Source organism: Polynucleobacter antarcticus, from assembly GCF_013307245.1.
GTDB lineage: Bacteria > Pseudomonadota > Gammaproteobacteria > Burkholderiales > Burkholderiaceae > Polynucleobacter > Polynucleobacter antarcticus.
The window spans coordinates 42,467-57,653 of sequence record NZ_CP028941.1 but is presented as its reverse complement, the minus strand read 5'-3'; the positions used below and the strand labels follow the sequence as shown (position 1 = coordinate 57,653).

Below are 15,187 nucleotides of genomic sequence, written 5' to 3'. Positions count from 1 at the left end.
AATTTCTCCGTACCCCTTATGCGCTTAATGTTGCGCCAGTGGTTTTCAGGAAACGAACCTTCTTGCCAGCGTCTACTTTGATGCCTACGCGGGAAGCTTTGCCGTTACCGTCTACCAAGGCCACATTTGAAATGTGGATAGGCATAACCTTATCAATCATGCCGCCAGTAATGCCAGCAGATGGATTGGGTTTAACGCTCTTTTTATAAATGTTCACGCCCTCAACAACTAATTTGTTCTCGAGAACGGCAGTTACTATTCCTTGTTTACCAGCATCACGGCCAGTTCTAACAATTACGGAATCACCTTTACGAATTTTTTTCATATCAGCCTCTTAAATCACTTCGGGGGCGAGAGAAACGATCTTCATGAACTTCTCAGTACGCAATTCGCGTGTGACTGGTCCAAAGATACGTGTGCCAATGGGCTCTAACTTTGCGTTGAGCAATACCGCAGCGTTCGAATCGAATTTAATCAATGAACCATCTGGACGGCGAACACCCTTAGCGGTTCTCACCACTACAGCGTTATAAATATCACCTTTTTTTACACGGCCACGTGGAGCAGCGGATTTCACGCTGACTTTAATGACATCACCGATACTGGCGTAACGACGCTTAGAGCCGCCCAATACCTTGATGCATAAAACTTCACTGGCGCCTGTATTGTCGGCGACCTGTAATCTACTTTCGGTCTGAATCATTTTTTAATCCCCAACTTGTAAGCCATAGGCAAACAGTCTTGGTTCCGTCTATGGGCTTTAACGAAAGCTAAGGCCCGGAATTAATGAAAAAACACTGCTTCTCTCAATAAAACCAGAGAAGCTTTCTATCTTACTACGAAAATAAGGGATATGGCAATGAATTTCACCCTATCCCTTAATATTTCTTTAAATACCCTTTGATGCTTCTACTAAACGGGTTACAACCCAAGATTTAGTACGTGAAATTGGCCTAGATTCAGCAATTTCAACGGTATCGCCCATCTTGTAGGTGCCTGCTTCATCATGTGCATGGTACTTTTTGGACTGTCCAACATATTTACCATAAAGCGCATGCTTTACTTGGCGCTCCACTAAAACTGTTACAGTTTTTTGCATTTTATCGCTGACGACACGGCCCACAAGGGTGCGGCGTAAGGGTTTAGATAGTTCTGTCATATCCCTTTTTCCTTATTTCTGCGCAGTTTTTTGGGTAATAAAGGTCTTCACACGAGCGATGTCGCGCTTAGTTTTACCCAATTGGCTGGTATTGGTGAGTTGCTGAGTGCCTTTTTGCATACGGAGCTTAAAACTTGTCTTTAAGAGCTCAGTCAATTCTGCATTTAAGGCAACCAGATCTTTAGAAGCTAATTCTGTCTTTTTCATAATTTCTATCCCGATCAACCTAAGTGGCGAATCACGAATGTGGTTTGTAAAGGCAACTTAGCAGCGGCAAGCTTGAAGGCTTCACGAGCTAAAGTTTCATCTACACCGTCCATCTCGTACAAAATCTTACCTGGCTGGATTTCAGCTACGTAGTACTCTGGATTACCTTTACCGTTACCCATACGTACTTCAGCTGGCTTTTGCGAAATTGGCTTATCTGGGAAAATACGAATCCAGATACGACCACCGCGTTTAATATGGCGGGTCATTGCGCGACGTGCAGATTCGATCTGACGTGCTGTCAAACGACCACGACCTACCGCTTTCAATCCAAAGTCACCAAAGGCTACCGAACTGCCGCGTGTTGCCACTCCAGTGTTCCGACCCTTTTGTTCCTTGCGATACTTGCGACGCTTTGGTTGTAGCATGCTTACTCTCCTGACTTCTGCGCATCAGCAGCTGCAACTTCTACAGTAGCTTCAACGGCTTTGCGGACACGCTTCACTGCTGGCTTAGCAACCACTAATGGCTTCTCGTCACCTGCTGGTTTGCGACCGGCTGTTTTAGTCGGTGCACGGCGTGGCTTCTTCTCTTCTACTGCTTGTTCGATTGCAGCTGCTTGCGCTTCTGCTCCACGACCAAGAGTATCCCCTTTGTAAACCCAAACTTTTACGCCAATAATGCCGTAAGTTGTTTCAGCTTCAGAGGTTGCGTAATCGATGTCTGCTTTTAATGTGTGAAGTGGAACGCGTCCTTCGCGATACCATTCGCGACGAGCAATTTCTGCACCATTCAAACGACCAGAAGACATAATCTTGATGCCTTGTGCACCTAAGCGCATAGCATTTTGCATGGCACGCTTCATGGCACGACGGAACATAATGCGCTTCTCAAGCTGCTGAGTAATAGAGTCAGCAATTAATTGCGCATCTACTTCAGGCTTACGAATTTCTTCGATGTTCACGTGGACTGGAACGCCCATACGCTTTTGTAGTTCGCGGCGGAGCACTTCAATATCTTCGCCTTTTTTACCGATCACAACACCTGGGCGTGAACTGTAAATAGTAATACGTGCATTCTTTGCAGGACGCTCAATAATGACTTTACTCACAGATGCATTCTTTAACTTCTTCTTGAGATAGATGCGGACATCTACATCTTCCTTCAGCATCTTTGCAAAATCAGTATTGTTTGCATACCACTTTGATGTCCAGTTCTTCGTTACCGAGAGTCGGAATCCGGTGGGGTTTATCTTTTGGCCCATATCTTTCCTTAGTTACTCAAGGTCACGGTAATGTGACATGTTTGTTTTTCGATTTGATTGCCACGACCTTTGGCGCGCGCTGTAAAGCGCTTCAAAGATGTACCTTTATCAACAAGAATCGTTGATACCTTGAGTTCATCAATATCAGCACCTTTATTATGTTCAGCGTTGGCCATTGCAGACTCAACAACTTTCTTCACAATGAAGGCAGCTTTTTTAGGGCTGAAATTCAAAATGTTCATTGCGCGTGCAATCGGCAAACCACGAATTTGATCGGCGACCAAACGTGTCTTTTGCGCAGAAATGCGGGCGCCCTTGTGAATAGCTTTAACTTCCATCATCATCCCCTTACTTCTTCGTTACTTTCTTGTCAGCAGCGTGACCTTTGAAAGTACGGGTCAAGGCAAACTCGCCTAACTTATGACCCACCATGTTTTCTGATACATAAACCGGAACGTGCTGACGACCGTTATGAACAGCAATTGTCAGACCAATGAAGTCTGGCAGAATTGTTGAACGGCGTGACCAAGTTTTAATCGGCTTCTTGTCTTTGTTGGCCTGTGCAACTTCAACTTTTTTTACCAAGCTGGCGTCGCAAAAAGGACCTTTTTTAGCTGAACGTGTCATATCTATTTATCCTTATCGCTTAACGTTTTTGACGACGCTGAACGATCATCGAAGTTGTGCGCTTATTGCGACGTGTACGGTAACCTTTGGTTGGTGTGCCCCATGGAGATACAGGTACACGGCCTTCGCCAGTTTTACCTTCACCACCACCGTGTGGGTGATCTACTGGGTTCATTGCCACACCGCGAACGGTTGGGCGAATACCACGCCAGCGATTTGCACCCGCTTTACCAATAACGCGCAAGCTGTGCTCTTCATTACCTACTTCGCCAATAGTTGCACGGCACTCGATCAAAATACGACGCACTTCACCTGAGCGCAAACGTACCTGAGCGTAAACGCCTTCACGTGCTAGCAATACCGCTGAGCCGCCGGCTGAGCGCGCTATTTGTGCACCTTTACCTGGCAACATTTCTACGCAGTGAATCGTGCTACCAACAGGAATGTTACGAATTGGCAAGTTATTGCCAGATTTAATTGGAGCCTCGGAGCCGGTCATCAATGCTTGACCGACAGTCATACCCTTAGCAGCCAGAATATAGCGACGCTCACCATCCGCAAACAAGACCAATGCAATATTGGCACTGCGATTTGGATCGTATTCTAAGCGCTCTACTTTTGCTGGGATACCATCTTTGTCATTGCGCTTAAAATCCACAACGCGGTAGTGATGCTTATGTCCACCACCCTTATGACGGGTAGTGATGTGACCATTATTGTTACGACCTGCTTTTTGGAACTGTGGCTCTACCAATGCTGCAAAAGGTTTACCTTTATGCAGATCAGGATTGACCACCTTGACCATTGAGCGACGACCTGGTGAGGTCGGTTTTGTTTTCATCAAAGGCATGATTAATTCGCCTCCGCTTCAAAGTTAATTTCTTGACCTGGCTTCAAACTGACGTAAGCCTTCTTAGTATGATCACGACGACCTTCAAAACGGCCATAGCGCTTAGGCTTACCTTTTTGATTTACGATTTGAACTGACTCTACTTGCACTTTGAATAACAATTCAACTGCTTGTTTGACATCACTCTTATTGGCGTCGCGCATCACTTGGAAAACCACTTGTTCGTTTTTCTCTGCAACCATAGTGGCTTTTTCAGAGATCACCGGTCCAAGCAGAACCTTCATCAGGTTGTGATCGTTTTTACGGATTTGGGTCATTTGAGCATCTCCTCGATTTTTGCAATCGCAGCTTTGCTTACCAATACCTTTTTATATCCAACTAAGGCTAGTGGGTCTGCATGCTGTGGCTCGCATACAGCAACTTTATGCAAGTTGCGTGATGCTAAGAATAAATTCTCACTCACCTGATCAACAATGATCAACACTGAGTCTAAGCCCATCGCCTTAACTTTGTCAGCTAAAACTTTGGTCTTTGGCGCATCAAGATTGAAATCATCCACAATGTTCAAGCGACCTTCGCGCGCTAGCTGAGACAGAATAGATCTCATACCGGCACGGTACATTTTCTTGTTTACTTTTTGGCTGAAATTCTCTTCTGGAGAATTAGGGAATATGCGACCACCTCCACGCCACAGCGGGGAAGAGCTCATACCAGCACGTGCACGACCAGTACCTTTTTGACGCCAAGGCTTTTTGGTGGTGTGCTTAACTTGCTCACGGTCTTTTTGTGCGCGATTACCACTACGGGCATTTGCCTGATACGCAATAACAACTTGATGTATCAATGCTTCGTTATATTCGCGCTCGAATACTTCTGGGGAGGCTTGAACGCCTGCGCCTAAAGTTCCGTTATCTTGGAGAAGCTTTAATTCCATATTCGTTCTCCCTTATTTCTTCTTCAACGGTGTTTTCACCGCTGGAGTAACGATCACTTTACCGCCTGGGGCGCCAGGAACAGCACCTTTAACCATGATGAGGTTGCGCTCTGCATCAATGCGTGCGATCACTAAATTTTGTACAGTACGTGTCTCGTCACCCAAGTGGCCAGTCATGCGCTTACCTGGGAATACACGTCCTGGATCTTGCGCCATACCAATAGATCCCGGCACATTATGTGAACGTGAGTTACCGTGCGATGCACGGCCAGATGCAAAGTGGTGACGCTTAATGGTACCGGCATAGCCTTTACCAATTGTCACACCTTGTACGTCCACTTTTTGGCCAGCAGCAAATGCAGTATCTGCAGGAATTACTTGTCCTGTAGTCATTTCTGCAATGTTTGCTGCGTCTAATGTGAATTCGTTGAGACCGTTACCAGCCATCACACCTGCTTTAGCGAAGTGGCCAGCCATTGCTTTGGTAACGCGAGTAGCTCTACGTGTGCCATGTGCCAACTGGATAGCGTTGTAGCCATCAGTTGCCTGGGTCTTGATTTGAGCGATTCTATTGTCGCTCACGTCAATTACGGTTACAGGAATTGCTTCCCCTTCGTCCGTAAATAGACGGGTCATGCCGATCTTGCGACCGATTAAGCCTAAGCTCATATTCATGCTCCACGCCGACTGCGATTGGTCGGCAAAATTTAATTTAAGTGATTTACAAGTAAAAGTACTTCTAAATCAATAAGTTACAACGTTTTAATGCTAATAAAACCAGAAATTTCGCTCAAACAATGAAGCGAAGCCTTAGATTCTATCCCGAATATTTAGTCTTGGCAAGCGCTTAGACTATAAATGCTTAATTACTGCAACTTAATTTCGACGTCCACACCTGCTGGTAAGTCTAATTTCATCAAGGCATCTACGGTTTTCTCTGTAGGATCAACAATATCCATCAAACGCAGATGGGTACGAATCTCTAACTGGTCACGCGATGTCTTATTGACGTGTGGTGAACGCAAAATATCAAAGCGCTCAATACGGGTTGGCAAAGGAACTGGACCCTTTACAACGGCACCAGTGCGCTTGGCTGTATCCACGATTTCAGCTGCTGATTGGTCGATTAAGCGGTAATCAAAGGCTTTAAGACGAATACGAATTTTTTGGTTTTGCATATTAATTCCAAAGAGCGTTGCGGTGCTGCCGCGTTATACATCTAAAGAGCACAGTGACATCTGCAGCACAGATGTCACTGGTTAGCAAACCGCTAAATATTATTTACTTCTAATGCTTAAATCTATCGACTACTTAAGCCAAAATCTTGGCAACTACACCAGCGCCAACAGTACGGCCACCTTCACGGATCGCAAAACGTAAGCCTTCTTCCATCGCGATGGGGGCGATGAGTTTTACAGTAATCGTGACGTTATCACCAGGCATGACCATTTCTTTATCTTTTGGCAACTCAATCGAACCGGTTACGTCCGTAGTACGGAAGTAAAACTGGGGACGGTAGTTGTTAAAGAACGGTGTATGACGACCCCCTTCATCTTTACCCAAGATGTATACCTCGGCAGTAAAGTGCGTATGGGGAGTGATTGAACCTGGCTTAGCCAATACTTGGCCGCGCTCCACTTCTTCACGCTTAGTGCCGCGTAACAAGATACCGACGTTATCGCCTGCTTGACCTTGGTCGAGCAATTTGCGGAACATTTCAACACCGGTGCATGTTGTCTTGAGTGTTGGCTTGATACCGATAATTTCAATCTCTTCGCCGACTTTAACAATACCGCGCTCGATACGACCTGTAACAACCGTACCGCGACCAGAGATGGAGAACACATCTTCTACTGGCATTAAGAACGCACCGTCAATAGCACGCTCTGGAGTAGGAATGTAGGTATCTAAAGCATCCGCCAATTTCATAATGGCTTCTTTACCCATTGGGCCTTCATCACCTTCAAGCGCTAACTTAGCAGAGCCTTGGATGATCGGAGTATCGTCACCTGGGAAGTCGTACTTAGATAAAAGCTCACGTACTTCCATCTCAACTAACTCTAATAGTTCTGCATCATCAACCATGTCGCATTTGTTTAAGAACACGACAATGTAAGGAACACCGACTTGGCGTGCCAAGAGGATGTGCTCACGGGTTTGTGGCATTGGGCCGTCTGCTGCAGAGCACACCAAAATAGCGCCGTCCATCTGCGCAGCACCAGTAATCATGTTCTTCACATAATCAGCATGTCCTGGGCAATCAACGTGAGCGTAGTGACGATTGGCTGTCTCATACTCTACGTGCGCAGTATTAATCGTAATACCACGGGCTTTTTCTTCTGGAGCAGCATCGATCTGATCATATGCTTTAGCTTCACCACCAAATTGCTTTGAGAGCACGGTAGCAATTGCTGCTGTGAGGGTAGTCTTGCCATGGTCAACGTGACCAATAGTGCCTACGTTTACGTGCGGTTTTGTCCGCTGAAACTTTTCTTTTGCCATTTTTTTGTCTGCTTTCTTTAGCTAGTCAATATTCAAAATAATGTGGATAAATTACTTCGCTTTAGCAGCCATCACTGCTTCAGCTACGTTCTTAGGTGCTTCGGAATAATGCTTAAATTCCATAGTGTAAGTAGCGCGACCTTGGGTCAACGAGCGCAAGCCAGTTGAGTAACCAAACATCTCAGCTAGTGGCACTTCAGCGCGAACAATCTTGCCGCCGCCTGGAATGTCGTCCATGCCTTGCAAAATACCGCGACGCGATGAAAGATCACCCATGACGTTACCCATGAAATCTTCTGGTGTTTCTACTTCAACCGCCATCATTGGCTCAAGCAATACTGGAGATGCTTTACGCATACCATCTTTGAACGCCATGGAACCGGCCATCTTAAATGCATTTTCGTTTGAGTCAACATCATGGTATGAACCAAAGAACAATGTTGCCTTAATGTCAACCACTGGATAGCCAGCCAGAATACCGGAGTTCAAAGTTTCGATAATGCCTTTTTCAACCGCAGGGATGTATTCGCGAGGAACGACACCGCCCTTAATGGCGTCAACGAATTCAAAACCTTTGCCTGGGGCTTGTGGCTCAAGCTTAAGCACTACGTGACCATATTGACCACGACCACCAGACTGCTTAACGAATTTACCTTCGATCTCTTCGCAAACTTTACGAATTGTTTCACGGTAAGCAACTTGCGGCTTACCAACAGTTGCTTCTACGCCAAATTCACGACGCATACGGTCAACCAAGATTTCTAAATGGAGCTCGCCCATTCCAGAAATAATCGTTTGACCAGACTCTTCATCTGTCTTCACGCGGAAAGATGGATCTTCCTGCGCTAAACGATTTAATGCCAGACCCATTTTTTCTTGGTCAGGTTTTGTCTTTGGCTCAACCGCTTGTGAAATCACTGGCTCTGGGAATACCATACGCTCAAGAATCACAATGCCATCTGGGTCACACAGTGTTTCACCAGTAGTGGCGTCTTTTAATCCGACAGCAGCCGCGATATCGCCTGCAAATACTTCTTTAATTTCTTCACGTTGATTTGCATGCATTTGCAGCAAACGACCAACACGCTCTTTCTTACCCTTAATAGGGTTGTAAATCGTATCGCCTGACTTCATAACGCCGGAATACACGCGGAAGAAGATCAACTGACCAACAAATGGATCAGTCATGATCTTAAATGCCAATGCAGAGAATTTTTCTTTGTCGTCAGCTTTACGAGTTGTTGGCGTACCGTCTTCCAATTCGCAAGGAACTGGTGGAACATCTAATGGAGATGGCAATAACTCAACCACTGCGTCCAACATTGCTTGAACACCTTTGTTTTTGAAAGCAGTTCCGCACAACATAGGAACGATCTCATTGGCAATAGTACGGTTACGCAATGCTGTCTTAATTTCTTCTTCAGTCAACTCTTCACCGCCAAGATACTTTTCCATCAGCTCTTCAGAGCTTTCGGCAGCAGCTTCAACTAATTTTTCACGCCACTCATTAGCGGAGTCTTGCAATTCTGCAGGAATATCAGCGTAAGTGAATTTAATCCCTTGTGACTCTTCATCCCAGTAGATTGCCTTCATCTTCACCAAATCCACAACGCCCTTGAAATTCTCTTCGGCACCGATGGGGATTTGAATCAAGATAGGATTCGCTTTAAGACGCAATTTCATCTGGTCATAGACCTTGAAGAAATTTGCACCAGTACGGTCCATTTTGTTTACAAATGCTAAACGGGGAACCTTGTACTTATTAGCCTGACGCCAAACCGTTTCAGATTGTGGCTGTACACCACCTACTGCACAGTAAACCATGCATGCTCCATCTAAGACGCGCATTGAACGCTCTACTTCAATAGTGAAGTCTACGTGGCCTGGGGTATCAATAATATTGATACGGTGCTCTGGAAAATTACCAGCCATACCCTTCCAGAACGTAGTCGTAGCAGCAGAAGTAATCGTGATACCACGCTCTTGCTCTTGCTCCATCCAGTCCATGGTTGCTGCACCATCATGCACTTCACCAATTTTATGGTTAACGCCGGTGTAGAACAAAACGCGTTCTGTAGTCGTTGTTTTGCCTGCGTCAATATGCGCAGAAATACCGATGTTGCGGTATCTTTCGATAGGGGTTTTACGTGCCACTGTTGGTACCTTTTCTTTACTGTGCGATTAGAAGCGGAAATGTGAGAAAGCTTTATTAGCTTCAGCCATACGGTGAACTTCTTCACGCTTCTTCATTGCGCCGCCACGACCTTCAGCAGCCTCTAATAATTCGTTGGCCAAACGCTGCGCCATAGATTTCTCGCCACGCTTTTTAGCGGCTTCGCGCACCCAGCGCATTGCTAAAGCGGAACGGCGTGATGGGCGAACTTCAACAGGAACCTGGTAGTTAGCACCGCCAACACGACGACTCTTCACCTCAACCATTGGCTTTACATTGCCCATGGCTGTTGAAAAAATTTCGAGTGGCTCTTTATTTGCTTTTTTCTCGATGTGATCAAAGGCACCATAAACGATACGCTCTGCAACCGATTTCTTACCGTCCAACATCAGGACGTTCATGAATTTTGCTACTTCTACATTGCCAAATTTTGGATCAGGCAAGATTTCCCGTTTGGGAACTTCACGACGACGTGGCATAACAACTCCTTCAGTTCAGTTAGGGGCAATCCACATGGATTACCCGCTCCGGCTGTCCTACTATTTAGAAAAAGCTCTAAACGGAACAGCCACTTACTTGTCTTTAAAGTCTGACAAACGACGACTTATTACAAATACTTAATACAAAATTCTTTTACAGCTAGCTTACTAATTAAGCAGCTTTCTTGGCACGCTTAGCACCGTACTTAGAACGTGACTGCTTACGATCTTTAACGCCTTGCAAGTCCAGCGATCCACGAACGATGTGATAACGAACACCTGGTAAATCCTTTACACGACCACCGCGGATTAACACTACTGAGTGTTCCTGGAGGTTATGGCCTTCACCACCAATGTATGAAATCACTTCAAAACCATTGGTTAAACGCACTTTAGCTACTTTACGTAACGCAGAGTTAGGCTTTTTAGGAGTGGTTGTGTACACGCGTGTGCATACACCACGGCGCTGTGGGCTGTTTTGCAGCGCAGGGCTCTTACTTTTAACGGTCAGCCGAGTTCTTGGCTTACGTAATAATTGATTAATTGTTGGCATAAATAGCTCGGTTAGTACTTCTTTGTTGCTTTCTTCAAGAAAATCAATGACTTAGATAATTTCTAGGTCAAAAAGACCTTCTTCTGAATCAGTAGAACTCAGCATTCTAGCCTGACCAGCCTTTCCCGTCAACCAAATAGGGGAAAAACTGGCCATTTCTGGCCAGAAATACCAAATTAGCTTGGATCTGCCTCCCCAGCAGGAGCAACCACTTCAGCCTCTATTTCTAAAGGCGTATCTGGCATGGCATCCTCTTCAGCAGCGATCATTTGAGCGCGGTCACGCTCGAATTGCTCTCTGACCTTACGGGCACGGCGGTAAGCCAAGCCAGTACCAGCAGGAATCAGGCGACCAATAATGACGTTTTCCTTGAGGCCACGGAGTGTATCGGTCTTGCCCATAATTGCAGCTTCGGTCAATACACGAGTGGTCTCTTGGAAAGAAGCAGCAGAAATAAAGCTGTCTGTAGACAAGGATGCCTTAGTAATACCCAGTAATACGTTTTCAAACTGCGCTGGGCGCTTACCATCAGCAATCACTAAATCATTGGCATCGTAGAGTTTTGAACGCTCAACCTGCTCACCTGTGATGTAGGCAGTATCACCACCATCCGTAATTTGCACACGACGCAACATCTGACGCACGATCACTTCAATGTGCTTGTCATTAATCTTTACGCCTTGCAAACGGTAAACGTCTTGCACTTCATCCACGATGTAGATTGCTAGCTCTTCAATTCCTCTGAGCGTCAAGATATCATGTGGATCGGCAGGGCCTTCCACAATCATCTCGCCCTTGTTCACCACTTGACCGTCATGAACAAGCACTTGCTTCTCTTTAGGAATCAAGAATTCATTGGCTTCACCATCCATGTCAGTAATGACTAAACGTTGCTTGCCTTTAGTTTCTTTACCGAAGGAAACAGTTCCCGTGACTTTAGCCAATACAGCAGCATCTTTTGGTGAACGCGCTTCAAACAATTCAGCAACGCGTGGTAAACCGCCGGTAATGTCGCGAGTCTTCTGTGATTCGATTGGAATACGCGCCAACACTTCCCCGACTTCAACTTTTTGACCATCTTTAACAGTGATCAACGCACCAACTTGGAGGCCGATGTTGACTGGATGATCTGTACCAGCAATCATCACCTCACCACCCTTGCTATCTACAAGGTTGATCATCGGACGAACACCTTTGCTGGCAGCACTACGACGCTTACCATCAATCACCACCAAAGTGGAAAGACCGGTGACTTCGTCAACCTGCTTAGCAACAGTAACGCCTTCTTCAACGTTATCAAAGCGAGCAATACCAGCGTACTCAGAAATAATCGGACGTGTTAATGGATCCCATGTTGCCAAGCTTGAGCCAGCCTTGACTGCAGCATCTTCTTTTACCAAGAGGGTAGCGCCGTAAGGCACCTTATGACGTTCACGCTCGCGACCATTGTCATCAACGATCAAGGCTTCACCGGAACGTGAAATCACGATCTGCTCACCCTTCGCGTTCTTCACCACACGCATCGTGCCGGAGAACTTCAATGCACCATTCGACTTCGCTTCAATATTGCTTGCCACCAAAGCGCGTGATGCAGCACCACCAATGTGGAATGTGCGCATAGTCAACTGTGTTCCTGGCTCACCGATAGACTGAGCAGCAATCACACCCACTGCCTCGCCAACGTTTACTAATCCACCACGACCGAGGTCACGACCGTAGCACTTAGCACATAAACCAAAACGGGTTAAACAAGACAACACGGTGCGTACAGTGACTTCATCGATACCTAAGGCAACGATTTCATCAACATGGTCTTCGTCTAATAATGTGTCATGCGGAACTATCACTGCTTGGGTATCAGGGTGAACTACATCACCGATACAAACACGACCCAAAATACGATCGCGCAAGGCTTCGATAATTTCACCACCTTCAACTAGGGCCTTCATCTTCACGCCACTGGTTGCACCGCAATCATCTTCAATCACAACGAGGTCTTGCGTTACGTCGCATAAACGACGTGTCAAGTACCCGGAGTTCGCTGTCTTCAGTGCTGTATCGGCCAAGCCTTTACGTGCACCGTGAGTGGAGATGAAGTACTGCAATACGTTCAAGCCTTCACGGAAGTTCGCAGTAATCGGAGTTTCAATAATCGAGCCATCAGGCTTCGCCATCAAACCACGCATACCTGCTAACTGACGAATCTGCGCTGCAGATCCCCGTGCACCAGAATCCGCCATCATGTAGATAGAGTTAAAGGATTCTTGGCGAACAGTTTTACCATTACGGTCGATTACGTCAACGTGTGACAACTCGTCCATCATCGCTTTACCGACCTGATCACCAGCAGCACCCCAAATATCCACCACGTTGTTATAACGCTCTTGATTGGTTACAAGGCCTGACATGAACTGCTTGTCGTACTCTTTAACCTTATTTGAAGCCTCACTGATGATGCGCTCTTTAGATGTCGGAATCAGCATATCGTCGATCGCAACCGAGATACCAGCGTTAGTCGCCAAGCGGAAACCAGACTGCAAGAGGCGGTCAGCAAAAATAACCGTTTCACGAAGACCACACTTACGGAATGAAGTATTGATCAAACGTGAGATTTCTTTTTTCTTCAGAGGCTTATTAATTTCCTCGAAAGACATGCCCTTAGGCAAAATCTCTGACAAGATTGCACGGCCTACTGAAGTTTGATAGATCTTTGTCTTTTCAGCAAAACGGGCATCGCCCTCTGCCTTCTTATCTACGATCTCATGCTCAGTAATACGCACAGCAACGCGCGAAGCTAACTCTACTTCGCCCGCTTCATAAGCACGCACAACCTCAGTAATATTAGCGAAGACCATGCCTTCGCCTTTACCGTTGATCTTGTCACGTGTAGCGTAGTACAGGCCCAAAACGACGTCCTGTGAGGGAACAATCGATGGCTCGCCATTGGCTGGGAATAATACGTTGTTGGATGCCAACATCAGGGTACGTGCTTCCATTTGCGCTTCGAGCGACAAAGGAACGTGGACCGCCATTTGGTCACCGTCAAAGTCCGCGTTAAATGCTGCGCAGACTAACGGATGCAACTGGATTGCCTTGCCTTCGATCAGCATTGGCTCGAAAGCCTGAATACCGAGACGGTGCAAGGTAGGGGCACGGTTCAACATGATTGGATGCTCACGAATCACTTCTTCGAGAATGTCCCAAACGATTGGCGTCTGACTTTCAACCTCTTTCTTCGCAGCCTTAATCGTGGTTGCGATTCCCAAAGTTTCAAGCTTGTTGAAAATAAATGGCTTGAACAATTCCAAAGCCATCAATTTTGGTAAGCCGCACTGATGTAGTTTCAATGTCGGGCCAACCACGATGACGGAACGACCAGAGTAGTCAACGCGTTTACCTAGCAAGTTTTGACGGAAACGACCGCTCTTACCTTTAATCATCTCAGCCAAGGACTTGAGAGGACGCTTGTTAGCGCCAGTCATAGCCTTACCGCGACGACCGTTATCAAGCAATGAGTCAACGGCTTCTTGCAACATACGTTTTTCGTTACGAACGATGATCTCTGGTGCACGCAACTCTAACAAACGCTTTAAACGATTGTTACGGTTGATGACACGACGATAGAGGTCATTCAAATCAGAAGTAGCAAAGCGGCCGCCATCCAATGGCACCAATGGGCGCAACTCGGGTGGCAATACTGGCAATACTTCCATGATCATCCAGTCAGGCTTGATCCCTGAAGTCTGGAACGCCTCGAGCACTTTTAAGCGCTTGGCATATTTTTTGATCTTGGCATCGCTACCAGTCGCTTTTAATTCAGCACGGATAGTCTCTACTTCACGATCGATATCAATCGAACGCAAGAGATCCCGAATACCTTCAGCGCCCATGATGGCGGTAAAAGCACCATCACCATATTCTTCCGTTTTAGTAATGTACTCGTCCTCAGACATGATCTGACCGCGCTTCATCGCGCCCTCAGGGGTCAAACCTGCGTCTACCACTACATAGGCTTCAAAGTAGAGAACGCGTTCGATATCCCGCAAAGTCATATCAAGGACCATGCCCAAACGGGATGGTAAAGACTTTAAAAACCAGATGTGCGCTACAGGGGCTGCCAACTCAATGTGGCCCATGCGCTCACGACGCACTTTAGCGAGCGTCACTTCAACGCCGCACTTCTCGCAAATGACACCACGGAACTTTAAGCGCTTGTACTTACCACATAAGCACTCGTAGTCTTTAGTTGGTCCAAAAATCTTGGCGCAAAATAAGCCATCACGCTCGGGCTTAAAGGTCCGATAGTTGATGGTTTCTGGTTTGCGTACTTCACCAAAAGACCATGAGCGAATTTTCTCAGGAGAAGCGAGACCAATTTTAATAACATCAAATTGTTCGTCGCCCTGCGTTTGCTTAAATAAATCGAGCAATGCTTTCAT

Annotated in this window: 18 protein-coding genes; all 18 read right to left on the bottom strand. The window is 46.2% G+C overall.

The window, feature by feature from the left end; translation table 11 throughout:
• Nucleotides 1-16: 16 nt before the first annotated feature.
• Nucleotides 17-325, bottom strand: coding sequence for a 50S ribosomal protein L24 (gene rplX, locus DCO16_RS00325; protein ID WP_173941817.1), 309 nt, complete (start codon nt 323-325; stop codon nt 17-19).
• Nucleotides 326-334: 9 nt separating this feature from the next.
• Nucleotides 335-703 (bottom strand): 50S ribosomal protein L14, encoded by a 369-nt coding sequence (gene rplN, locus DCO16_RS00320; protein ID WP_173941816.1) that lies wholly within the window; start codon nt 701-703, stop codon nt 335-337.
• Between the two features lie 186 nt (nt 704-889).
• Nucleotides 890-1,159 carry a 30S ribosomal protein S17 gene (gene rpsQ / locus DCO16_RS00315; protein ID WP_173941815.1) on the bottom strand — a complete coding sequence of 90 codons (270 nt, stop codon included), beginning with the start codon at nt 1,157-1,159 and terminating at the stop codon, nt 890-892.
• A 12-nt stretch (nt 1,160-1,171) separates the two neighbouring features.
• Complete coding sequence (rpmC, locus tag DCO16_RS00310; protein ID WP_173941814.1) at nt 1,172-1,366, bottom strand: 50S ribosomal protein L29; 195 nt, start codon at nt 1,364-1,366, stop codon at nt 1,172-1,174.
• Between the two features lie 14 nt (nt 1,367-1,380).
• Complete coding sequence (gene rplP, locus DCO16_RS00305; RefSeq protein WP_100379479.1) at nt 1,381-1,794, bottom strand: 50S ribosomal protein L16; 414 nt, start codon at nt 1,792-1,794, stop codon at nt 1,381-1,383.
• A 2-nt stretch (nt 1,795-1,796) separates the two neighbouring features.
• A complete protein-coding gene (gene rpsC / locus DCO16_RS00300; RefSeq protein ID WP_173941813.1) occupies nt 1,797-2,630 on the bottom strand; it encodes a 30S ribosomal protein S3 in 834 nt (277 codons plus the stop codon).
• An 8-nt stretch (nt 2,631-2,638) separates the two neighbouring features.
• On the bottom strand, nt 2,639-2,971 hold the full coding sequence (rplV, locus tag DCO16_RS00295) for a 50S ribosomal protein L22 (protein WP_217426704.1): 333 nt from the start codon (nt 2,969-2,971) through the stop codon (nt 2,639-2,641).
• 7 nt (nt 2,972-2,978) lie between these two features.
• On the bottom strand, nt 2,979-3,257 hold the full coding sequence (gene rpsS / locus DCO16_RS00290; RefSeq protein WP_011901904.1) for a 30S ribosomal protein S19: 279 nt from the start codon (nt 3,255-3,257) through the stop codon (nt 2,979-2,981).
• Nucleotides 3,258-3,276: 19 nt separating this feature from the next.
• Complete coding sequence (gene rplB, locus DCO16_RS00285; protein WP_173941812.1) at nt 3,277-4,107, bottom strand: 50S ribosomal protein L2; 831 nt, start codon at nt 4,105-4,107, stop codon at nt 3,277-3,279.
• Nucleotides 4,108-4,109: 2 nt separating this feature from the next.
• Nucleotides 4,110-4,424, bottom strand: coding sequence for a 50S ribosomal protein L23 (rplW, locus tag DCO16_RS00280; protein WP_173941811.1), 315 nt, complete (start codon nt 4,422-4,424; stop codon nt 4,110-4,112).
• A complete protein-coding gene (gene rplD, locus DCO16_RS00275) occupies nt 4,421-5,041 on the bottom strand; it encodes a 50S ribosomal protein L4 (protein ID WP_173941810.1) in 621 nt (206 codons plus the stop codon). The genes rplW and rplD overlap by 4 nt, the downstream gene beginning before the upstream one ends.
• A gap of 12 nt (nt 5,042-5,053) precedes the next feature.
• Nucleotides 5,054-5,710, bottom strand: a complete 657-nt coding sequence (rplC, locus tag DCO16_RS00270; protein ID WP_173941809.1) for a 50S ribosomal protein L3 — start codon at nt 5,708-5,710, stop codon at nt 5,054-5,056.
• Between the two features lie 197 nt (nt 5,711-5,907).
• Nucleotides 5,908-6,219: a 30S ribosomal protein S10 gene (rpsJ, locus tag DCO16_RS00265; RefSeq protein ID WP_011901899.1), complete on the bottom strand. Its 312-nt coding sequence runs from the start codon at nt 6,217-6,219 to the stop codon at nt 5,908-5,910.
• A 133-nt stretch (nt 6,220-6,352) separates the two neighbouring features.
• Complete coding sequence (tuf, locus tag DCO16_RS00260) at nt 6,353-7,543, bottom strand: elongation factor Tu (RefSeq protein ID WP_173941800.1); 1,191 nt, start codon at nt 7,541-7,543, stop codon at nt 6,353-6,355.
• 51 nt (nt 7,544-7,594) lie between these two features.
• The gene (gene fusA, locus DCO16_RS00255) at nt 7,595-9,697 is read right to left on the bottom strand and encodes an elongation factor G (RefSeq protein WP_173941808.1); all 2,103 of its coding nucleotides are present in this window, start codon (nt 9,695-9,697) and stop codon (nt 7,595-7,597) included.
• Between the two features lie 27 nt (nt 9,698-9,724).
• A complete protein-coding gene (gene rpsG / locus DCO16_RS00250; RefSeq protein ID WP_011901897.1) occupies nt 9,725-10,195 on the bottom strand; it encodes a 30S ribosomal protein S7 in 471 nt (156 codons plus the stop codon).
• A gap of 172 nt (nt 10,196-10,367) precedes the next feature.
• Nucleotides 10,368-10,748 carry a 30S ribosomal protein S12 gene (gene rpsL / locus DCO16_RS00245; RefSeq protein WP_041484791.1) on the bottom strand — a complete coding sequence of 127 codons (381 nt, stop codon included), beginning with the start codon at nt 10,746-10,748 and terminating at the stop codon, nt 10,368-10,370.
• A gap of 176 nt (nt 10,749-10,924) precedes the next feature.
• On the bottom strand, nt 10,925-15,187 hold the full coding sequence (gene rpoC, locus DCO16_RS00240) for a DNA-directed RNA polymerase subunit beta' (protein ID WP_173941807.1): 4,263 nt from the start codon (nt 15,185-15,187) through the stop codon (nt 10,925-10,927).